This window comes from Sodalis sp. RH14 (assembly GCF_047324285.1).
In the GTDB taxonomy this organism is placed as follows: Bacteria; Pseudomonadota; Gammaproteobacteria; order Enterobacterales; family Enterobacteriaceae; genus Acerihabitans.
The window spans coordinates 823,133-841,208 of record NZ_CP178739.1 but is presented as its reverse complement, the minus strand read 5'-3'; the positions used below and the strand labels follow the sequence as shown (position 1 = coordinate 841,208).

15 protein-coding genes and 1 riboswitch are annotated in these 18,076 nt (G+C 56.8%); of the genes, 10 read left to right on the top strand and 5 right to left on the bottom strand.

What is annotated here, in order from left to right:
- Nucleotide 1: 1 nt before the first annotated feature.
- Nucleotides 2–460, bottom strand: coding sequence for a division/cell wall cluster transcriptional repressor MraZ (gene mraZ, locus ACL2XQ_RS03695; protein WP_331119622.1), 459 nt, complete (start codon nt 458–460; stop codon nt 2–4).
- An 859-nt stretch (nt 461–1,319) separates the two neighbouring features.
- Between mraZ and ACL2XQ_RS03690 the strand changes: the two genes are divergently transcribed.
- On the top strand, nt 1,320–1,763 hold the full coding sequence (locus ACL2XQ_RS03690) for an L-alanine exporter AlaE (RefSeq protein WP_410016423.1): 444 nt from the start codon (nt 1,320–1,322) through the stop codon (nt 1,761–1,763).
- Between the two features lie 103 nt (nt 1,764–1,866).
- Here ACL2XQ_RS03690 and cra read toward each other — a convergent pair whose 3' ends face one another.
- A complete protein-coding gene (gene cra, locus ACL2XQ_RS03685) occupies nt 1,867–2,871 on the bottom strand; it encodes a catabolite repressor/activator (RefSeq protein ID WP_410016424.1) in 1,005 nt (334 codons plus the stop codon).
- A 134-nt stretch (nt 2,872–3,005) separates the two neighbouring features.
- Between cra and ACL2XQ_RS03680 the strand changes: the two genes are divergently transcribed.
- Entirely contained in the window at nt 3,006–3,212 is a 207-nt protein-coding gene (locus tag ACL2XQ_RS03680) for a hypothetical protein (protein ID WP_413740066.1), read from the top strand.
- A 108-nt stretch (nt 3,213–3,320) separates the two neighbouring features.
- Here the strand turns inward: ACL2XQ_RS03680 and ilvN are convergent, their stop codons facing one another.
- Both ilvN and ilvI read right to left on the bottom strand, forming a co-directional pair.
- Nucleotides 3,321–3,818 carry an acetolactate synthase small subunit gene (gene ilvN / locus ACL2XQ_RS03675; RefSeq protein WP_410016426.1) on the bottom strand — a complete coding sequence of 166 codons (498 nt, stop codon included), beginning with the start codon at nt 3,816–3,818 and terminating at the stop codon, nt 3,321–3,323.
- A 2-nt stretch (nt 3,819–3,820) separates the two neighbouring features.
- Nucleotides 3,821–5,539 carry an acetolactate synthase 3 large subunit gene (ilvI, locus tag ACL2XQ_RS03670; protein WP_413727151.1) on the bottom strand — a complete coding sequence of 573 codons (1,719 nt, stop codon included), beginning with the start codon at nt 5,537–5,539 and terminating at the stop codon, nt 3,821–3,823.
- 590 nt (nt 5,540–6,129) lie between these two features.
- On the opposite strand from ilvI, the gene leuA reads away from it, so the two are divergent.
- Genes leuA through leuD form a run of 4 tightly spaced genes read left to right on the top strand, consistent with a single transcriptional unit; the run spans nt 6,130 to nt 10,822 of the window.
- A complete protein-coding gene (leuA, locus tag ACL2XQ_RS03665) occupies nt 6,130–7,707 on the top strand; it encodes a 2-isopropylmalate synthase (RefSeq protein WP_410016428.1) in 1,578 nt (525 codons plus the stop codon).
- 2 nt (nt 7,708–7,709) lie between these two features.
- Complete coding sequence (gene leuB, locus ACL2XQ_RS03660; RefSeq protein WP_410016429.1) at nt 7,710–8,801, top strand: 3-isopropylmalate dehydrogenase; 1,092 nt, start codon at nt 7,710–7,712, stop codon at nt 8,799–8,801.
- Nucleotides 8,802–8,806: 5 nt separating this feature from the next.
- Entirely contained in the window at nt 8,807–10,207 is a 1,401-nt protein-coding gene (gene leuC / locus ACL2XQ_RS03655) for a 3-isopropylmalate dehydratase large subunit (protein ID WP_410016430.1), read from the top strand.
- Nucleotides 10,208–10,219: 12 nt separating this feature from the next.
- On the top strand, nt 10,220–10,822 hold the full coding sequence (leuD, locus tag ACL2XQ_RS03650) for a 3-isopropylmalate dehydratase small subunit (protein WP_410016431.1): 603 nt from the start codon (nt 10,220–10,222) through the stop codon (nt 10,820–10,822).
- A 718-nt stretch (nt 10,823–11,540) separates the two neighbouring features.
- Here leuD and sgrT read toward each other — a convergent pair.
- Nucleotides 11,541–11,714: a glucose uptake inhibitor SgrT gene (gene sgrT, locus ACL2XQ_RS03645; protein ID WP_410016432.1), complete on the bottom strand. Its 174-nt coding sequence runs from the start codon at nt 11,712–11,714 to the stop codon at nt 11,541–11,543.
- Between the two features lie 95 nt (nt 11,715–11,809).
- Here sgrT and sgrR point away from each other — a divergent pair, with 95 nt between their 5' ends.
- The 4 genes from sgrR (at nt 11,810) to thiQ (ending at nt 17,069) form a co-directional block, all read left to right on the top strand.
- Nucleotides 11,810–13,489 carry an HTH-type transcriptional regulator SgrR gene (sgrR, locus tag ACL2XQ_RS03640; RefSeq protein ID WP_413740065.1) on the top strand — a complete coding sequence of 560 codons (1,680 nt, stop codon included), beginning with the start codon at nt 11,810–11,812 and terminating at the stop codon, nt 13,487–13,489.
- A 113-nt stretch (nt 13,490–13,602) separates the two neighbouring features.
- A riboswitch (TPP riboswitch) is annotated at nt 13,603–13,720 on the top strand.
- A gap of 47 nt (nt 13,721–13,767) precedes the next feature.
- Nucleotides 13,768–14,748 (top strand): thiamine ABC transporter substrate binding subunit, encoded by a 981-nt coding sequence (gene thiB / locus ACL2XQ_RS03635; protein WP_413730934.1) that lies wholly within the window; start codon nt 13,768–13,770, stop codon nt 14,746–14,748.
- Nucleotides 14,749–14,758: 10 nt separating this feature from the next.
- Nucleotides 14,759–16,348 (top strand): thiamine/thiamine pyrophosphate ABC transporter permease ThiP, encoded by a 1,590-nt coding sequence (gene thiP / locus ACL2XQ_RS03630; RefSeq protein WP_413740064.1) that lies wholly within the window; start codon nt 14,759–14,761, stop codon nt 16,346–16,348.
- Nucleotides 16,332–17,069, top strand: coding sequence for a thiamine ABC transporter ATP-binding protein ThiQ (gene thiQ, locus ACL2XQ_RS03625; protein ID WP_410016436.1), 738 nt, complete (start codon nt 16,332–16,334; stop codon nt 17,067–17,069). Before thiP ends, thiQ begins: the two co-directional genes overlap by 17 nt.
- Nucleotides 17,070–18,076: the final 1,007 nt, after the last annotated feature.

Here is an 18,076-nt window from a genome sequence, read left to right as displayed (position 1 = left end):
GCTATAGTGACAAGTCTTGTAGTCGCACAGAGAGTGGTTCCTGCGCCGACAGTTCAGCGTCGATATCATCCTTGACTTGTTGATACCAGGTCTGTTCATCCCACAATTCAAATTTATTGAATTGTCCAACCAGCATCACTTCTTTGGTAAGTCCGGCGTGGAGCCGTAATGTTTGCGCAATAAGCAGCCGCCCGGCGCCATCCATCTGGCATTCGCTGGCATGTCCCAACAACAGGCGCTGCACTCGGCGTTCGGCGGGGTTCATGCTCGACAGACGGGAAAGCTTCTGTTCAATCACTTCCCATTCCGGCAGGGGATAAAGCAACAGGCATGGTTGGTGGAGGTCGATGGTACACACCATCAATCCTTCCGTTTCCTCGATCAGCTTTTCCCTGTAGCGGGTTGGCACGGCTAGCCTGCCTTTACTGTCGAGATTAACCAACGTTGCCCCACGGAACATATGTCGATTTACCCCCGAAAAACCCTTTTCACCACGAAACCCCACTTATTCCCACGCAAAAGAGTGTACGAATGGTATTAAAACATTGTCAAGCTACTAACGAGCAAGAATGGGATTATTTATGCATCAATTAAGAAACTCTGACGGGAATTAGTTGCAGAGGGGCAAAAAAGTACACTAATAACATCATGATATTCATAAATGCGGTGTTTCGATTAAAAATTAGCAATTTTTTGATATAAACCCAGACCAAGCCGCCTGAGGGAGCGTCGGGTCGCCGGCGCCGATTATACGCTTACCGCGGCGCCTCGCTCAATCGCCAGATCGGCCTGGACGGCGGTGCATTTGTTTTAGCGCAATTTTTTTATAATTGCCGTCGCGCAAGCCATCCTAAACAGGCTTTGAAATATAAAGATGCGCCGACATTAATAATGTGGTCTTTACTTTTATTTACCGATAAAACTGGCGATTTTATCCGCAATTTTATTTATGAATGTCCAGCTTAATTAGCCAATCCAGAATATTCCTAACGCAAATTTTGCCTGTAGAAATTGGCTGACTGTCATTTATTTCGCGAACAATTGCCGCCAAATCCAAACCTTCCGCCAACGACCGCTACATAACTTATTGAAAATAAATCATTAAAGTTTCCAGGCCGAATGAAATAGCTTAACGTGAACATCAACGCTGGAAATTAAGCATAAGGAGCTGCTCATATGATTGAAATAAAAACTATTAGCTAGTTAACTACTTACATCCAGTGATGTACTCTATGCCACATAGAATACACACCACAAAACACTATCACCGATGCGTAAACGCATCACCCGGCGACCTTTTTCCTTTGGAGCTACCCGTTATGTTTTCGCGCTCATCTCGTCTGCGCATGGCTGCGGCTGACACATTTGCTTTGGTGGTGTATTGCTTTATCGCGGGGATGTTTATTGAGGTGTTGCTGTCCGGCATGACACTTCAACAATCCTTATCCTCCAGATTGCTTTCCGTTCCGGTCAACATTGTCATTGCCTGGCCGTTCGGCCAGTATCGCGATGCGGTGCTGAGATTGGCGCGCCGTCACGGCCCGAACCGGTTCTGGGCGCGTAACATTGCCGATTTGCTGGCCTATGTCAGTTTTCAATCGCCGGTGTATGTCCTGATCCTGCTGGCGGTCGGCGCGGATTCACAACAGATTTTGACGGCGGTCACGTCTAATGCGGTAGGGTCGATGATTCTGGGCGTGGCATATGGCTATTTTCTTGAGTATTGCCGCCGGCTGTTCCACGTGAAAGGCTACGTTAACTGATTTACCCCGCAAACCCGGTCCGGCAGCATTGGCGCCGGGCCGGAACCCGACAGCCCGGCTTCACCGGGCTTAACCACCTTGCGGGCGAGGGCGGGCAAGGCCCTCAGGCGCGGCTGAGCGAGCCGCGGCGAAACAGGCTGCGCCTGATACGGGTCAATCCCGGTTTCGGCCTGTGCGGCTCGTCCAGGCTTGCCAGCACCAATTCCAGCACCCGCTCCGCCACCTCACGATGACGCTGCGCCACCGCCAGCACCGGACACTCCAGGAAATCCAGCAGTTCATTATCGCCGAAAGTGGCGATCGCCAAATCGGGCGGCAGCCTGCCGCTACGCTTTAATGTCACGTCCATCACGCCCTGCAGCAGGGAAAACGACGTGGTAAAAATCGCCTGCGGCATGTCATGGCTCTCCAGATACTGGCTGAACAACGCCGCCGAAGACGAGCGCTCATAACTATTGGCATAGAGGAAATCAGGCTGCCTGGCGTCGCCTTCCCATCCGCGCCTGAAGCCCTGCTCGCGCAGGAAACTCACCGACAGCTCGGGCAAAGCGCCTAAATACAAAACCGACGCGCCGTGAAAACTGCGCAGTTCCCGCGACAACATTTCCGCATCATCCTGATCCGCGCCCACCACGCTGATAAAATGATCGGGATCAAGCGCGCGATCGAGGGCGATAATAGGAAAAGGATCGGTGGCCCAGCGCTGGTAAAATGGATGTTCCGGCGGCAAGGCCGTGGAAACGATAATGGCGTCCACCTGCCGTTGCAGCAGATGTTCAATGCAGCGCATTTCATTATCCGGCTGATCCTCGGAACAGGCGATCAGCAACTGATAGCCGCGCTGGCGCGCCTGGCGCTCCAGATAGTTGGCGATGCGGGTATAACTGGTATTCTCCAGATCGGGTATCACCAGGCCGATGGAACGCGTCCTCCCTGCCCTGAGACCGGCGGCAACCGCGTTGGGATGGTAGTTATGTTCCCGAACCACCGCCATCACCTTTTCCACGGTTTTATCGCTAACGCGGTATTGTTTCGCTTTACCGTTGATCACATAACTGGCGGTTGTGCGCGAAACGCCTGCCAGGCGCGCGATTTCATCCAGTTTCACAGAGACTCCTTTGCGCTGAAAGATTTAACAGTGACCCAATATATCCATATTCTCATCGGGGTATATCATTATGCTACAACTTTTATCAGCATAAAACGCCAAGAAGCGAATAGACGCGCGAGTAAGGCGGGGAAATGGCGGTACACAAAGCAGAAACCGTTTTGTTCAAGGAAGAGCGTGCCAACACCAAACGTAAAGCAGACGTGTTCAAGGAAATGCGTGCCAAGGGGGTCGAATCGGGCGTGGTGTTCCCGCCCGACCGAGGCCCCATGGCAGGCTATGCCCGCCATCACCGATGCCGCATAAAACCTGTTAAAGGGAGAGCATGCCGATGGGGTTGAATCGGGCGTGGTGTGCCCGCCCGACCGAGGCCCCATGGCAGGCTATGCCCGTCATCACCGATGCCGCATAAAGCGTGTTAAAGGGAGAGCGCCCCTACGACTCGATGCTCAGCGCATCACCTTATCGCCGCGCGCCAGCCCGACGATCCCTGACCGGGCCACTTCGACGATACTGCCCACGTCGCGAATAGTGGACAAAAAAGCATCCAGCTTATCGCTGGTCCCCGCCAGCTGAACGGTATACAGCGACGAGGTCACATCCACGATCTGCCCGCGGAAAATATCGGCGCAGCGCTTCACTTCCTCGCGCGCGCCGCCCTCGGCCTGCACCTTCACCAACATGATTTCCCGCTCGACATGAGTACCCTGCCCTTGCCCAAGCTCGCTCACGCGCAGCACATCCACCAGCTTATGCAGCTGTTTCTCGATTTGCTCCAGCACCTTGGCGTCGCCCATGGTCTGGATGGTCATGCGCGACAACGTGGGATCGTCGGTCGGCGCCACGGTCAGGCTCTCGATATTGTAACCGCGCTGGGCAAACAACCCGATCACCCGCGATAACGCGCCCGACTCGTTTTCCAGCAATACTGATAAAATCCGGCGCATGATCAGGTCCTCTCCGTTTTGCTTAACCACATTTCGTCCATGCCGCCGCCCCGAATCTGCATGGGATAGACATGTTCCGTACCGTCAACCATCACATCCACGAACACCAGACGATTCTTTTGCGCCAGCGCCTGGGCCAGCTTGCTTTCCAGCTCATCCGGCGACTGGATGGAAATGCCCACATGGCCGTAGGCTTCCGCCAGCTTGACGAAATCCGGCAGCGATTCCATATAGGACTGGGAATGACGGCCGGAATAGATCATATCCTGCCACTGCTTCACCATACCCAGATAACGATTGTTCAGACTCACCACCACCACCGGCAGATCATATTGCAGCGCCGTGGACAACTCCTGAATATTCATCTGGATACTCCCGTCGCCGGTAATACAAATCACCGTTTCGTCGGGCAGCGCCAACTTCACGCCAAGCGCGGCGGGCAACCCGAAGCCCATGGTGCCCAGGCCGCCGGAGTTAATCCAGTGGCGCGGCTGGTCAAATTGATAATAGAGCGCGGCGAACATCTGATGCTGGCCGACATCCGAAGTCACATACGCCTTGCCGCCGGTCAGGCGGAACAAGGTTTCGATCACCGCCTGCGGCTTGATCTTGCCGCTGCGGTGATCGTAGTCCAGGCAATGGCGGGCGCGCCACTGTTCGATATCCTGCCACCAGTCGCGCAACGCGTCGAACTGCTGCGTATTCTCGCCCTGCTCCAACTGATCCAGCATTTGCACCAGCACCTGGCGGGCGTCGCCGACGATGGGCACGTCCGCCGTAACGGTTTTGGAAATCGAGGCCGGATCGATATCGATATGCAGCACCGTGGCATCCGGACAGTATTTTAATAAATTATTCGTGGTGCGATCGTCAAAACGCACCCCGACTGCAAAAATCACATCGGCGCGATGCATCGCCATATTGGCTTCATAAGTGCCGTGCATCCCCAGCATGCCCAGGCTCTGGCGATGTGTACCCGGGAAACTGCCCAATCCCATCAAAGAACTGGTCACCGGTATATTGAGTTTTTCGGCCAGCAGACGCAGCTCCTGATGGCAACCGGCGGTTATCGCCCCGCCGCCGGTATAGATAACCGGACGCTCGGCGGCCAGCAGGGTTTGCAGCGCGCGGCGTATTTGCCCTTTATGGCCCTGTACCGTCGGATTATAGGAACGCAGCGATACCGAGTCCGGGTAAAGATAGGGAAATTTATTGGCCGGATTAACGATATCCTTGGGCACGTCAATCACCACCGGGCCGGGACGGCCGGTGGCGGCAAGGTAAAAGGCTTTTTTCAGGATGCCGGGGATATCTTCGGTTTTCTTCACCAAAAAGCTGTGTTTCACCACCGGGCGGGAAATGCCCACCATATCGCATTCCTGAAAAGCGTCGAAACCGATAAGCGAACTGGCCACCTGGCCGGAAATCACCACCAGGGGAATGGAATCCATATAGGCGGTGGCAATGCCGGTCACGGCATTGGTGGCGCCCGGGCCGGAGGTCACCAGCACCACGCCCACCTTGCCGGTGGCGCGCGCATAGCCGTCGGCCATATGCACCGCGCCCTGCTCGTGACGCACCAGGATATGATCGATCCCGCCTACCGTATGCAGCGCATCGTAGATGTCCAGCACGGCCCCGCCGGGATAACCGAATATATGCTTCACGCCCTGGTCGATTAACGATCGGACGACCATCTCGGCTCCTGACAACATCTCCATGGGTTTGCCTCCAGGCTTACGTAGGTTCTTCGCAGCAGCAACAGGCCGCTGTCGCTTGGCACAGGGATGGGAAAAGCTGCCCCTGAAATATTTTTGTTATTAATTTATGACCGGTAACGATAACGCCAGATGATAAGGCAGGCAAATAGCAAAAATCAGCACCGCGGCGGCGCTAATAATTTTTACGCTACCGTTCTCGAGATTGACGCTATAAAACACTGCTTTTAACGCGGCACAAAACCCACCGCGCTGCTGGACGGGATAATTACAGCATCTTAACATTTGCATGGATTAACCGCGAAATGCGCGCGGTGATAAGCATTGCGTATGAATGGTTGACACCCGCCAATGAATCCTGTACCTATAAATACAATGACTCATTCATGAACTGGGACGCCGCTCTAACATGTTCGCTTCTTTCCGTCTACTAGGCCTACTACTACTCGCACTGTCGATGCGCGGTACGCTGGTACACGGAGTTCAGAGCTGACTCATACGTCCCAGATAAAGAACCCGCGCATGGCGCGGGTTTTTTTTTGCCCGCGCAACGTGCCCAGAAACCGCGTCCAAAAACGAAGATAGGATTAATCATGAGCCAACAAGTTATAATTTTTGATACCACGCTGCGCGACGGTGAACAAGCATTGCAGGCCAGCCTGAGTGTGAAAGAGAAACTGCAAATCGCCCTGGCTCTGGAAAGAATGGGCATCGATGTAATGGAAGTGGGTTTCCCGGTGTCCTCTCCCGGCGACTTTGAGTCGGTCCAGACCATTGCCCGTCAAATCAAGAACAGCCGGGTTTGCGGCCTGGCCCGCTGCGTGGAAAAAGATATCGATGTGGCCGCCGAAGCCTTGCGCGTCGCCGAGGCGTTCCGCATCCATGTGTTCCTGGCGACCTCCACGCTGCATATTGAATCCAAGCTCAAGCGCAGCTTCGAACAGGTGATGGAGATGGCGGTGCAGTCGGTCAAACGCGCGCGCAACTACACCGACGATGTGGAATTCTCTTGCGAAGACGCCGGCAGGACCCCGATCGATAACCTGTGCCGTATCGTCGAAGCGGCGATTAACGCCGGCGCCCGCACCATCAATATTCCCGATACCGTCGGCTACACCACCCCGGTGCAGTTCGGCGGCATCATCACCTCCCTGTATGAACGCGTGCCCAATATTGATAAAGCCATTATCTCGGTGCATTGCCACGACGATCTGGGCATGGCGACCGGCAATTCCATCGCCGCGGTGCAGGCCGGCGCCCGGCAGGTCGAAGGCACCCTGAACGGCATCGGCGAGCGCGCCGGCAACACCGCGCTGGAAGAAGTGATCATGGCGATTAAAGTGCGCGCCGATATCCTGGGCGTGCACACCAATATCAATCATCAGGAAATCTACCGTACCAGCCAGATTGTCAGCCAGCTGTGCAATATGCCCATCCCGGCCAACAAGGCGGTGGTGGGGTCCAACGCCTTTGCCCACTCCTCCGGCATCCATCAGGACGGCGTGCTGAAGAACCGCCAGAACTACGAAATCATGACGCCGGAAACCATCGGTCTGAAGGAAGTGCAGTTAAACCTGACCTCGCGTTCCGGCCGGGCGGCGGTGAAGCATCGCATGCAGGAAATGGGCTATCAGGAACAGGATTATAATCTGGACGAACTGTATGCCGCCTTCGTCAAGCTGGCGGACAAAAAAGGCCAGGTATTCGATTACGACCTCGAAGCGCTGGCGTTTATCAGCAAGCAGCAGGAAGAACCCGAACATTTCCGCCTGGACTATTTCAGCGTCCAGTCCGGCTCCAACGATATGGCCACGGCGTCGGTTAAGCTGGTGTGCGGCGAGGAAACCAAATCCGAAGCGGCAACCGGCAATGGTCCGGTGGACGCGGTCTACCAGGCGCTGAACCGGATCACCGACTATCCCATCACGCTGCAGAAATATCAGCTGACCGCAAAAGGCCACGGCCGCGACGCGCTGGGCCAGGTGGATATCGTGGTGGATTATCACGGCCGCCGCTTCCACGGGGTCGGCCTGACCACCGATATCATCGAATCCTCGGCCAAGGCAATGATACACGTGATGAACAATATCTGGCGCGCGCGGCAGGTCGAAATCGAACTGCAGCGTCTGCAAGGGCAAAACAATAAACGGGATTACCAGGAAACGGTGTGAACATGAGTAAGACATATCATATAGCGGTATTGCCGGGCGACGGCATTGGCCCTGAAGTCATGGCGCAGGCCTACAAAATTTTAACCGCCGTGCGCCAGCGTTTTGACGTACGCATCACCACCAGCGAATACGACGTCGGCGGCGCCGCCATCGATCGCCACGGCAGCCCGCTGCCCGCCGCCACGGTCAACGGCTGCGAGCAGGCCGACGCCATTCTGTTCGGCTCGGTGGGCGGCCCGAAATGGGAACACTTGCCGCCGGCCCAGCAGCCCGAGCGCGGCGCGCTGTTGCCGCTGCGTAAACACTTCAAACTGTTCAGCAACCTGCGTCCGGCGCGGCTGTATCCGGGTCTGGAGGATTTCTGTCCGCTGCGCGCCGATATCGCCGCCCGCGGGTTTGATATCCTGTGCGTACGCGAGCTGACCGGCGGCATCTATTTCGGCCAGCCGAAAGGCAGGGAAGGCAGCGGCATGCATGAACGCGCGTTCGATACCGAGGTCTATCACCGCTTTGAAATCGAGCGCATCGCCCGCATCGCCTTTGAATCCGCCCGCAAGCGCCGCGGCAAAGTGACCTCGATCGATAAAGCCAACGTGCTGCAAAGCTCGATTATGTGGCGTGAAATCGTCACTGAAATCGCCCAGGATTATCCGGACGTGGCGTTGGCGCATTTATATATCGATAACGCCACCATGCAGTTGATCAAGGACCCGTCCCAGTTTGACGTGCTGCTGTGCTCCAATCTGTTTGGCGATATCCTGTCCGATGAATGCGCCATGATCACCGGCTCGATGGGCATGCTGCCCTCCGCCAGCCTCAATGAACAAGGCTTCGGTCTCTACGAGCCCGCGGGCGGTTCGGCGCCGGATATCGCCGGCAAGAACCTGGCCAACCCGGTGGCGCAAATCCTGTCCACCGCGCTGTTGCTGCGCTACAGCCTGGGCCTGGATGAAGCCGCCGCCGCCGTTGAACGGGCGGTCAACCAGGCGCTGGAAGCCGGACACCGTACCGCCGATCTGGCCGGCAGCGGCGCCGCGGTCGGCACCGATGAGATGGGCAGTATTATCGCCGGTTATATTACCCAGGGGGCATGAAGAGTATGGGCAAGTCGTTATATCAAAAATTATATGATGCGCACGTCGTCTACGAAGCGCCGGAAGAAACGCCTTTATTGTATATCGATCGTCACCTGGTGCATGAGGTGACGTCGCCGCAGGCGTTCGACGGCCTGCGCGCCATGGGCCGTCCCGTGCGCCAGCCGTCAAAAACCTTTGCCACCATGGACCATAATGTCTCCACCCAAACCAGGGACATTAACGCCAGCGGCGAGATGGCCCGTATCCAGATGCAGGAACTGATAAAAAACTGCGCGGAATTCGGCGTCCAGCTGTATGACCTGAATCATCCCTACCAGGGCATCGTACATGTGATCGGTCCCGAGCAGGGCATGACGCTGCCGGGCATGACCATCGTCTGCGGCGATTCCCATACCGCCACCCACGGCGCCTTCGGCGCGCTGGCCTTCGGCATCGGCACCTCGGAAGTGGAGCACGTGCTGGCCACCCAGACCCTGAAACAGGGCCGGGCCAAGACCATGAAGATTGAAGTTACCGGCCGCGCCGCCCCCGGCATTACCGCCAAGGATATCGTGCTGGCGGTCATCGGTAAAACCGGCTCCGCCGGCGGTACCGGCCATGTGGTGGAATTCTGCGGCGAGGCGATCACCTCCCTGAGCATGGAAGGCCGCATGACGCTGTGCAATATGGCGATAGAAATGGGCGCCAAGGCCGGTCTGGTGGCGCCGGACGACACGACTTACGCCTATCTGCAGGGCCGCCAGTTCGCGCCGAAAAGCGATAACTGGCTGCAGGCGATCGCCTACTGGAATACCCTGAAGTCCGACGACGACGCGGTCTTCGATAGCGTGGTCACCCTGCGCGCCGACGATATCGCTCCGCAGGTCACCTGGGGTACCAATCCGGGTCAGGTGATTGCCATTAACCAGATAATCCCGTCGCCCGACTCGTTCAGCGATCCGGCGGAACGCAACTCCGCCGCCAAGGCGCTGGCTTATATGGATTTGCAGCCCGGCATCCGCCTGACCGACGTGGCTATCGATAAAGTGTTTATCGGTTCCTGCACCAACTCGCGCATCGAGGATTTACGCGCGGCCGCCGCCGTAGCCAAGGGGCGCCGCGTCGCCACCGGCGTACAGGCCATCGTGGTGCCGGGTTCCGGACCGGTCAAGGCCCAGGCGGAAGCCGAAGGCCTGGACAAAATCTTTTTGGACGCCGGCTTTGAATGGCGTTTACCCGGCTGCTCCATGTGCCTGGCCATGAATAACGATCGTCTTAACCCAGGCGAGCGTTGCGCATCCACCAGCAATCGTAATTTCGAAGGGCGCCAGGGTCGCGGCGGCAGAACTCATCTGGTCAGTCCGGCCATGGCGGCGGCGGCGGCGGTTACCGGTCATTTTGCCGACATTCGCGAATTGAATTAAGGAGACAGTTTTATGGCAAAATTTACCCAACATACCGGGCTGGTGGCGCCGTTGGATGCCGCTAACGTGGATACCGACGCCATTATTCCGAAACAGTTTTTACAAAAGGTCACCCGCACCGGTTTCGGCCAACATCTGTTTAACGACTGGCGTTTTCTCGACGACGCCGGCAAGGTGCCCAATCCCGACTTTGTACTGAATAAACCGCGCTATCGCGGCGCCAGCATTTTACTGGCGCGGGAAAACTTCGGCTGCGGCTCGTCGCGTGAACATGCGCCTTGGGCGTTGGCCGATTACGGCTTTCAGGCGATCATCGCGCCAAGCTTTGCCGATATTTTTTACGGCAACAGCTTTAACAGCCAACTGCTGCCCATTACGTTGTCGCCGCAGCAGGTGGATGAACTGTTCCTCCTGGTCGCGGCCAATGAAGGCATCACCTTCACGGTGGATTTGGAACACCAGCGGGTCATTGCCGGCGAGAAGAGCTATCCGTTCGAGATCGATGCGTTTCGCAAGCATTGCATGATCAACGGGCTGGACAGTATCGGACTGACGTTGCAGCATGAAGGCGCGATTGCGGATTATGAGGCGAGCCAGCCGGCGTTTTTGCACTAAGTGTCGATTGCTGGCGACGGCGTGGGTACGCTGGGAGCAGGTTTCTCTTGCCGCTAGCAGCGGCGTTCCCTGTTGCCTGGTGCAGGCAAGCGACAAGAGGGATGCTAGCCCATCCCTCTTGTCTCCCGGGCTTCCGGCAGATCGTGCGCCGCTGCGCGGTCCCTGGCGTCACAATATCCCTTCTTATGGACCGCACGGGACGCGCTCCCGGCGCGACCCTTAGCTTTCGCCGCTCCCGGCGGCTCATCCAGCCGGGCATTGTGCCGCCAGCGCACTTTATGCCGGTACAACGTCAAAACCAACGTCTGTAATTAAAAAGTCTTTATTTGAACGCCGGGAATTTGTATGCCGGTAACTTAAATGCCGGGAATTTATACGCCGGTAACTTAAATGCCTGGAATGTGAACGCCGGTGATAAGGGGAGCGGCCCTTTGGCCGGCATTGAGCGCGCTGACGGAGCCGGTTCCACCGGCACGAGCCGCTGGACGCGGCGAGAGGCCCGTTCGCGCCGGGAGCGCGTACGGGCCGGTGCGAAAAGGTGGATCCGGCGCAGGAAGGCACCGCTTGCGGCGCGCGACCTGCCGGGAGCGCGGGGTCAAGGGGATGGCGCGACTGCCATCCCCTTGTCGCTTGCCAGCGCCCGGCTCAACATATAAAACCAAACTTACGGCAAGCGAAAATACCGCAGGACTTTTATATCACCCCCCGCCACGAGACATCACATCCACTCCCGGTATTCCTGCTCGGACAGTGAATCCGTATGCCATTGGGTTACCTGTAACAACAGCGCCATGCGCTGTCCGCTGCGGCCCCTGTCGGGACGGATCACGCCGCGCCCGCAAATGGCGGTAAAATAATGCTGATAAAACCGGCGCAAATTGGCTATTTTCATCGTTACAATCCCTATTCTGCCCTTTCGACACGACCAGTATCGGCTTAAGATACCGGAAGAAAAACAGATGACTTTTTAAGGAGTGTTCCTCTTTTATGTCCTCGCCACGCCTGCAGCAACAATTTATCCGCCTGTGGCAAAGCTGCCAGGGCAAGACACAGGAAACCACCCTGAACGAACTGGCGCAGGCGCTGAGCTGTACGCGCCGGCATGTGCGTACGCTGCTGAAAACCATGCAGGAAATGGGCTGGCTGCAGTGGCAGGCGACAGCCGGGCGCGGCAAGCGCTCGCAGCTGACCTTTCACTATACCGGCCTGGCGTTGCAACAGCAGCGGGCGGAGGATCTGCTGGAGCAGGATCGCATCGAGCAGTTGGTCCAACTGGTGGGCGATAAGGACAGGGTACGCCAGATGCTGCTTTCCCATCTGGGCCGCAGCTTCCGCCAGGGCAAGCACATATTGCGGGTACTGTATTATCGCCCGCTGCTGAACCTGCTGCCCGGCAGTCCTTTGCGGCGTTCTGAGAACCACATCGTGCGGCAGATTTTCAGCGGCCTGACCAAAATAAATGAGGAAAATGGGGAACTGGAAGCGGACCTCGCCCATCATTGGCAGCAAATTTCGCCGTTGTTATGGCGCTTTTACCTGCGTCCGGCGATCCATTTTCATCATGGGCGGGAACTGACGCCGCAGGATGTGTGCAGCTCGCTGCTGCGCCTGCGGGGAAATCCGCTGTTTTGCCATATAAAAGCCGTCTCGTCCGCCATCCCCAATACCGTTGATGTCGCCCTGACCGCCGCGGACGACTGGCTGCCCTGGCTATTGGGCAGCGTGCCGGCCATGATTTTGCCGCAGGAATGGGAGACGATGCCGGACTTCGTCCGCCGTCCCGTCGGCACCGGACCCTATGCGGTGATCGACAACCGGGAAAGCTTATTGAAGATTCGCGCCTTTGATGATTATTTCGGCTATCGCGCACTGATTGATGAAGTGAATATCTGGATCTTGCCGGAACTCACCGCCGAGCTGAGCTATTCCGGCGTCCAGCTCCAGGCGGATAACAGCACCCCGGGTCAATTGGAAACCCGGCTGGAGGAAGGCTGCTATTTCCTGCTGTTTGATGCCCGTTCGCCGCTGATGCAAAACGATGATACCCGCCGCTGGCTGAGTGAAAATATCGATCCCATCGCCATGCTGACCGAGGCGGGATCGGCCTACCAGCATTACTGGTCGCCGGCCTACGGTATCCTGCCGCGCTGGCGCCATAGCCGGGTCGCGCAACCGCGGCCAAGGCCCGCGGAGCTGCGCAGCATCACCCTGACGGTTTATCGCGCCCATTCGGAATTCGATGATCTTTGCCGCGCGCTCGGTGCGGTGCTGGCCCGGCAGGACATCGCGCTGGTGATCAATACCGTGGATTATGCCACCTGGCATAACGGTGAGGCCGAGAGCGATTTATGGCTCGGCAGCGCTAATTTTTACCTGCCGCTGGATTATTCCCTGTTCGCCAGCTTTTACGAGATGCCGCTGATGCATCATTGCCTGCCGGCCGACCTTAGCGACGCGCTGGAGAAATGGCGCGGCAAGGGCCTGTCCATGGCGCAATGGTGCCAATCGCTTATCACCGGCCATCGCCTGCACCCGCTGTTCCATCATTGGCTGATTCTACAGGGCCAGCGCAGCATGCGCGGGGTCAGGATGAATACGCTGGGATGGTTTGATTTCAAATCCGCCTGGTTCGCCCCGCCGGACCCGCAAGACCCGCAAGACACATAAGACACATAAGACACATAAGACACATAAGACACGTTAGACACGTTAGATACGTTAGATACGTTAGACACGTAAGACAGGCTGTTAAGCCAGGGATAAAACCATTACACTTGCATTTGTTCTCAACGGGGTGCGAAGCGTCCGGCATAGCGTTAGCCGGCGCGCAAGCTGAGAGTATACCCGTCGAACCTGATCCGGCTAATACCGGCGAAGGGATTTGAGAGTGCGTCCCGCTGCCGCCTCAAACGCCTTTGCCGCCTTTTTTTTTCCAGGAGCGCAAAGTGTTGAAAAAATGGTTACCCTGCCTGCTATTGCTCGCCGCCGCCCCGGCGTTGGCAAAACCCGTCCTGACGGTTTATACCTATGATTCCTTTGCCTCCGAATGGGGCCCGGGGCCGGCGATAAAAACCGCCTTTGAAAAAGACTGTGGCTGCGAGCTGAAATATGTCGTGCAGGAAGATGGCGTCGCCCTGCTCAACCGTTTGCGCATCGAAGGCAAGAACAGCGACGCGGATGTGGTGCTGGGCCTGGATAACAACCTGCTTAAGCCCGCGCAGGATACGCATCTCTTTACGGCGCATAACGTCGACACCGCTCATCTGACCTTGCCGCAGGCGTGGCATGATCCCACCTTCCTGCCTTTTGATTACGGGTATTTTGCGTTTGTCTATGACAAGAACAAGCTGAAAAATCCGCCCAAAAGCCTGCATGAGCTGATAGACGGGCCGCAGGCGCTGAAAATCATTTACGAAGATCCGCGCACCAGTACCCCGGGACTGGGCTTATTGCTCTGGGTGCAGCAGGTATATGGCGATAAAGCGCCCCAGGCCTGGCAACGGCTGGCGAAAAAAACCGTTACCGTGCCCAAGGGCTGGAGCGAAGCCTATGGCTTATTCCTGAAAGGAGAAGCGGACATGGTGCTCAGCTATACCACGTCGCCGGCCTATCATATCAACGAGGAAAAGAAGGATAACTATGCGGCGGCGACCTTCAGCGAAGGCCACTATCTCCAGGTCGAGGTGGCCGGACAATTAGCCGCCAGTAAAAATCCGCAGCTGGCGCAGCAGTTTATGCGTTTTGTCGTTTCCCCGGCTTTCCAGCAGACCATTCCCACAGGCAACTGGATGTATCCGGTGATCAAAACCGCGCTGCCGGCCGGCTTTGACGTATTGCCGGCCAAGACGCTGAATTTCAGCGCGGATGACGTGGCGGCCAAACGCGGCGCGTGGACCCAGGATTGGTTGCGTTCCGTCAGCCAATGATGCCTGGCCGATGATACCGCGCTGGTTATGGCCGGGACTGCTGGCCGCGCTGATGCTGACGGCCGTGGCCCTGACGGCAGTCGGCGCCTTGTGGCTGAACGCGCCGACGCTCCAATGGCGCGACGTGCTGTCGGACAGCTATCTGTGGCATGTCCTGCGTTTTACCTTTTGGCAGGCGCTGCTGTCGGCGCTGCTATCGGTGCTGCCCGCCGTTTTTTTGGCGCGGGCGCTTTACCGCCGGCGGTTTCCGGGACGCCTGCTGTTGCTGCGCTTTTGCGCCATGACGCTGGTGCTGCCGGTGCTGGTGGCCGTGTTCGGCATCCTGAGCGTGTATGGTCGCCAAGGCTGGCTGGCGCAGCTATGCCTCTGGCTGCATATTCCCTACGGTTTTTCACCCTACGGCCTGCGGGGGATCCTGCTGGCCCATGTATTTTTTAACCTGCCGTTGGCCACCCGCCTGTTGTTGCAGGCGCTGGAAGGCATTCCGGTGGAGCAGCGCCAGTTGGCCGCGCAGCTGGACATGGCGGGCTGGCATTTCTTCCGCATTCTTGAGTGGCCTTATCTGCGCCGTCAACTGCTGCCTGCGGCGGCGCTGATATTTATGCTGTGTTTCGCCAGTTTTGCCACGGTGCTGTCGTTGGGCGGCGGACCGCGGGCGACCACCATTGAGCTGGCGATTTACCAGGCCTTAAGCTATGACTACGATCCCGGCCGCGCGGCGCTGCTGGCCCTGGTGCAAATGATCTGTTGCCTGGGGCTGGTCTTGTCCAGCCAACGGCTGACCCGCGCGTTTCCCGTCGGCGCGACGCATTTTTCCCAGTGGCGCAATCCCGGCGATAATCTGGCGCGCCGTTTGACCGACGCGCTGGTTATTGTCCTGGCGCTGGCGCTGCTGGCGCCGCCCCTGCTGGCCGTGGTGGCCGGCGGTGTCAATACGGGCATGGCGCGGGTCCTGTCGCAGCCGGCGCTGTGGTCGGCATTGCTGACGTCGCTGCGCATTGCCCTGGGCGCGGGCCTGCTGTGCGTGGTGCTAACGCTGATGCTGCTATGGAGCAGCCGCGAGCTGAGGCTGCGTCAACGTCCCTGGTCCGCGCAGCTGCTCGATCTTAGCGGCATGCTGATCCTGGCGATGCCGGGCATTGTGCTGGCCACCGGTTTCTTCCTGATCGCCACCCATACCCTGGGATTGCCCCGTTCCCCCTATGCATTGGTCATACTGACCAATGCGCTGATGGCCATTCCCTACGCCCTGAAAATTCTGGAAACGCCGATGCTGGACCTGGCGGAAAGGTATAATCGTTTATGCCTGTCCCTGGATATGCGCGGCCTGACACGGCTACATTGGGTGGAATGGCGCGCGCTGCGCCAGCCGATTGGCCGCGCCATGGCATTCGCCTCTATCCTGTCGCTGGGTGATTTTGGCGTGGTAGCGTTGTTCGGCAATGAACATTTCCGGACCCTGCCGCTCTATCTTTACCAGCAAATCGGCGCTTATCGCAGCGAGGACGGGGCCGTTACCGCGCTGTTCCTATTGGCGCTGTGCTTTTTATTATTTACGCTAATCGAGAAACTCACGGGGCTGCATGATAAAACTGGATAAAGCGACCTATCTTTACCAACATTTGCCGATGCGTTTTGACCTGCGGCTGGCGGCGGGAGAAAAGGTCGCCGTTCTGGGCCCCAGCGGTGCCGGCAAAAGCACCCTGCTCAACCTGATAGCCGGTTTTCTGCCCCTGCACAGCGGCAGCCTGTGGTTAAACGGCCAGGATCACAGTGCCACCCCGCCCGCCCGGCGCCCCGTCTCCATGCTGTTCCAGGAGCATAACCTGTTCGCTCACCTGACGGTGGCGGAAAACATCGGCCTTGGGCTGCATCCGGGGCTGGCGTTGACTCCGGCGCAACGGGAAGCGTTAAATGCGGTGGCGGCACAGGTAGGGCTGGAGAAACTGCTGGACCGCCTGCCGGGGCAACTGTCCGGCGGGCAACGGCAGCGGGCGGCCCTGGCGCGTTGTCTGGTGCGCGACCGCCCCATCCTGCTGCTTGATGAGCCGTTTTCCGCGCTCGACCCCGCCTTGCGTGTCGATATGCTGCAACGGGTGGACGACGTGTGCGCCAGCCGCGGCCTGACCCTGTTAATGGTATCGCACAACCTGGATGACGCCGTGCGCATCGCGCCGCGCACCCTGCTGATTGTCGATGGCCGCATTTATTACGACGGCCCGACCGCGCGCCTGGCGAGCGGCGAAGCCGGCGAAGCCGCCGTCCTGGGTATTGCGCCGCACGCGCCGGACCCGCGCCCGCGGTTGGCCGGAGAGGATTAACATCACCGATGCCCGGCGCCGCATAATGACGCGATGGCTTCCCGTGCTGGAATAAGATCGCGGCAAATAGCCAAAAATAGCATTCTTGAGCCGATTCACATTTTGCCAAATAAATTGTTACTATTATGAGATGGAATTAAATGTCGCCTGGAAATGCCACAGAGCATCCATTGGTAAGGGCTTATTGTTGCACCCCAGTGGTTACAGGCATCGGCAGTAATAGCATTTTAATTATGTTGTACTAATGAACGTATTTGTAAACAGCTTATCGTCAATGCTGGGGAAACTCATAAATAAAATAATCAAGATACGGCAGAAAAGCGTCATGCGTTTTCGCATGCCGCCTGGCAATGCCCGCAATTTACGAGTAGTGATTTTTATCGCCAGCGTTTCAGCCCGCCTATAAGGGAGTTGGGATGCTGGCCTTTCACGCCAAAAAGCCGCCATCCGGCCCCATCCCGGTATCACCCCACTGAATACCCCACGCACAACATCATGATTATATTGTCAAACATATCACACCACCCCCCATTACGTTTTACAACCACTGCTGTTACGTCCCTCCGCGGCGGAAGAAAAACCGGCCTGCACTTTTGCTGGTCGCCGTTTTTTCGCCACACATAAGCTTTTTTTTATTATTATCCATGTTTTTTTCTTTGAATTTAATGAAAAATAAGAAATTACGTATAAATAGCATTTTAAAGTTAAGATAATTTAACATTAGAATAAATATTGACTTGCTTCACACTATTATTTGAGAATGTTGTTTGATTTATTGCAATTAGAGTTTATATTAAATAAAAATCATATATAAAAATCACTTATTAAACATCCACTTCGATTATTGTATATTGAGTACAATCTGCATTAAGTTTTAAAGAATCTTATTTAACACAGCTGAATTTAACTTTACGCGACAGTAGGTCATGCACCCTGCGCAAGAAGGGACAATAGTGACTGTCATCTTTTTCTCATTAAAAATTTATGCAAACCATTAATTTAAACAT

Bases quoted from the DNA above. Each gene is read 5' to 3' on its own strand.
- thiP (WP_413740064.1), top strand. From the start codon at position 14,759: ATGATACCGCGCTGGTTATGGCCGGGACTGCTGGCCGCGCTGATGCTG.
- ACL2XQ_RS03680 (WP_413740066.1), top strand. From the start codon at position 3,006: ATGGCGGTACACAAAGCAGAAACCGTTTTGTTCAAGGAAGAGCGTGCC.
- leuB (WP_410016429.1), top strand. From the start codon at position 7,710: ATGAGTAAGACATATCATATAGCGGTATTGCCGGGCGACGGCATTGGC.
- mraZ (WP_331119622.1), bottom strand. From the start codon at position 460: ATGTTCCGTGGGGCAACGTTGGTTAATCTCGACAGTAAAGGCAGGCTA.
- ACL2XQ_RS03690 (WP_410016423.1), top strand. From the start codon at position 1,320: ATGTTTTCGCGCTCATCTCGTCTGCGCATGGCTGCGGCTGACACATTT.
- ilvN (WP_410016426.1), bottom strand. From the start codon at position 3,818: ATGCGCCGGATTTTATCAGTATTGCTGGAAAACGAGTCGGGCGCGTTA.
- leuC (WP_410016430.1), top strand. From the start codon at position 8,807: ATGGGCAAGTCGTTATATCAAAAATTATATGATGCGCACGTCGTCTAC.
- leuA (WP_410016428.1), top strand. From the start codon at position 6,130: ATGAGCCAACAAGTTATAATTTTTGATACCACGCTGCGCGACGGTGAA.
- sgrR (WP_413740065.1), top strand. From the start codon at position 11,810: ATGTCCTCGCCACGCCTGCAGCAACAATTTATCCGCCTGTGGCAAAGC.
- sgrT (WP_410016432.1), bottom strand. From the start codon at position 11,714: ATGAAAATAGCCAATTTGCGCCGGTTTTATCAGCATTATTTTACCGCC.
- ilvI (WP_413727151.1), bottom strand. From the start codon at position 5,539: ATGGAGATGTTGTCAGGAGCCGAGATGGTCGTCCGATCGTTAATCGAC.
- leuD (WP_410016431.1), top strand. From the start codon at position 10,220: ATGGCAAAATTTACCCAACATACCGGGCTGGTGGCGCCGTTGGATGCC.
- thiQ (WP_410016436.1), top strand. From the start codon at position 16,332: ATGATAAAACTGGATAAAGCGACCTATCTTTACCAACATTTGCCGATG.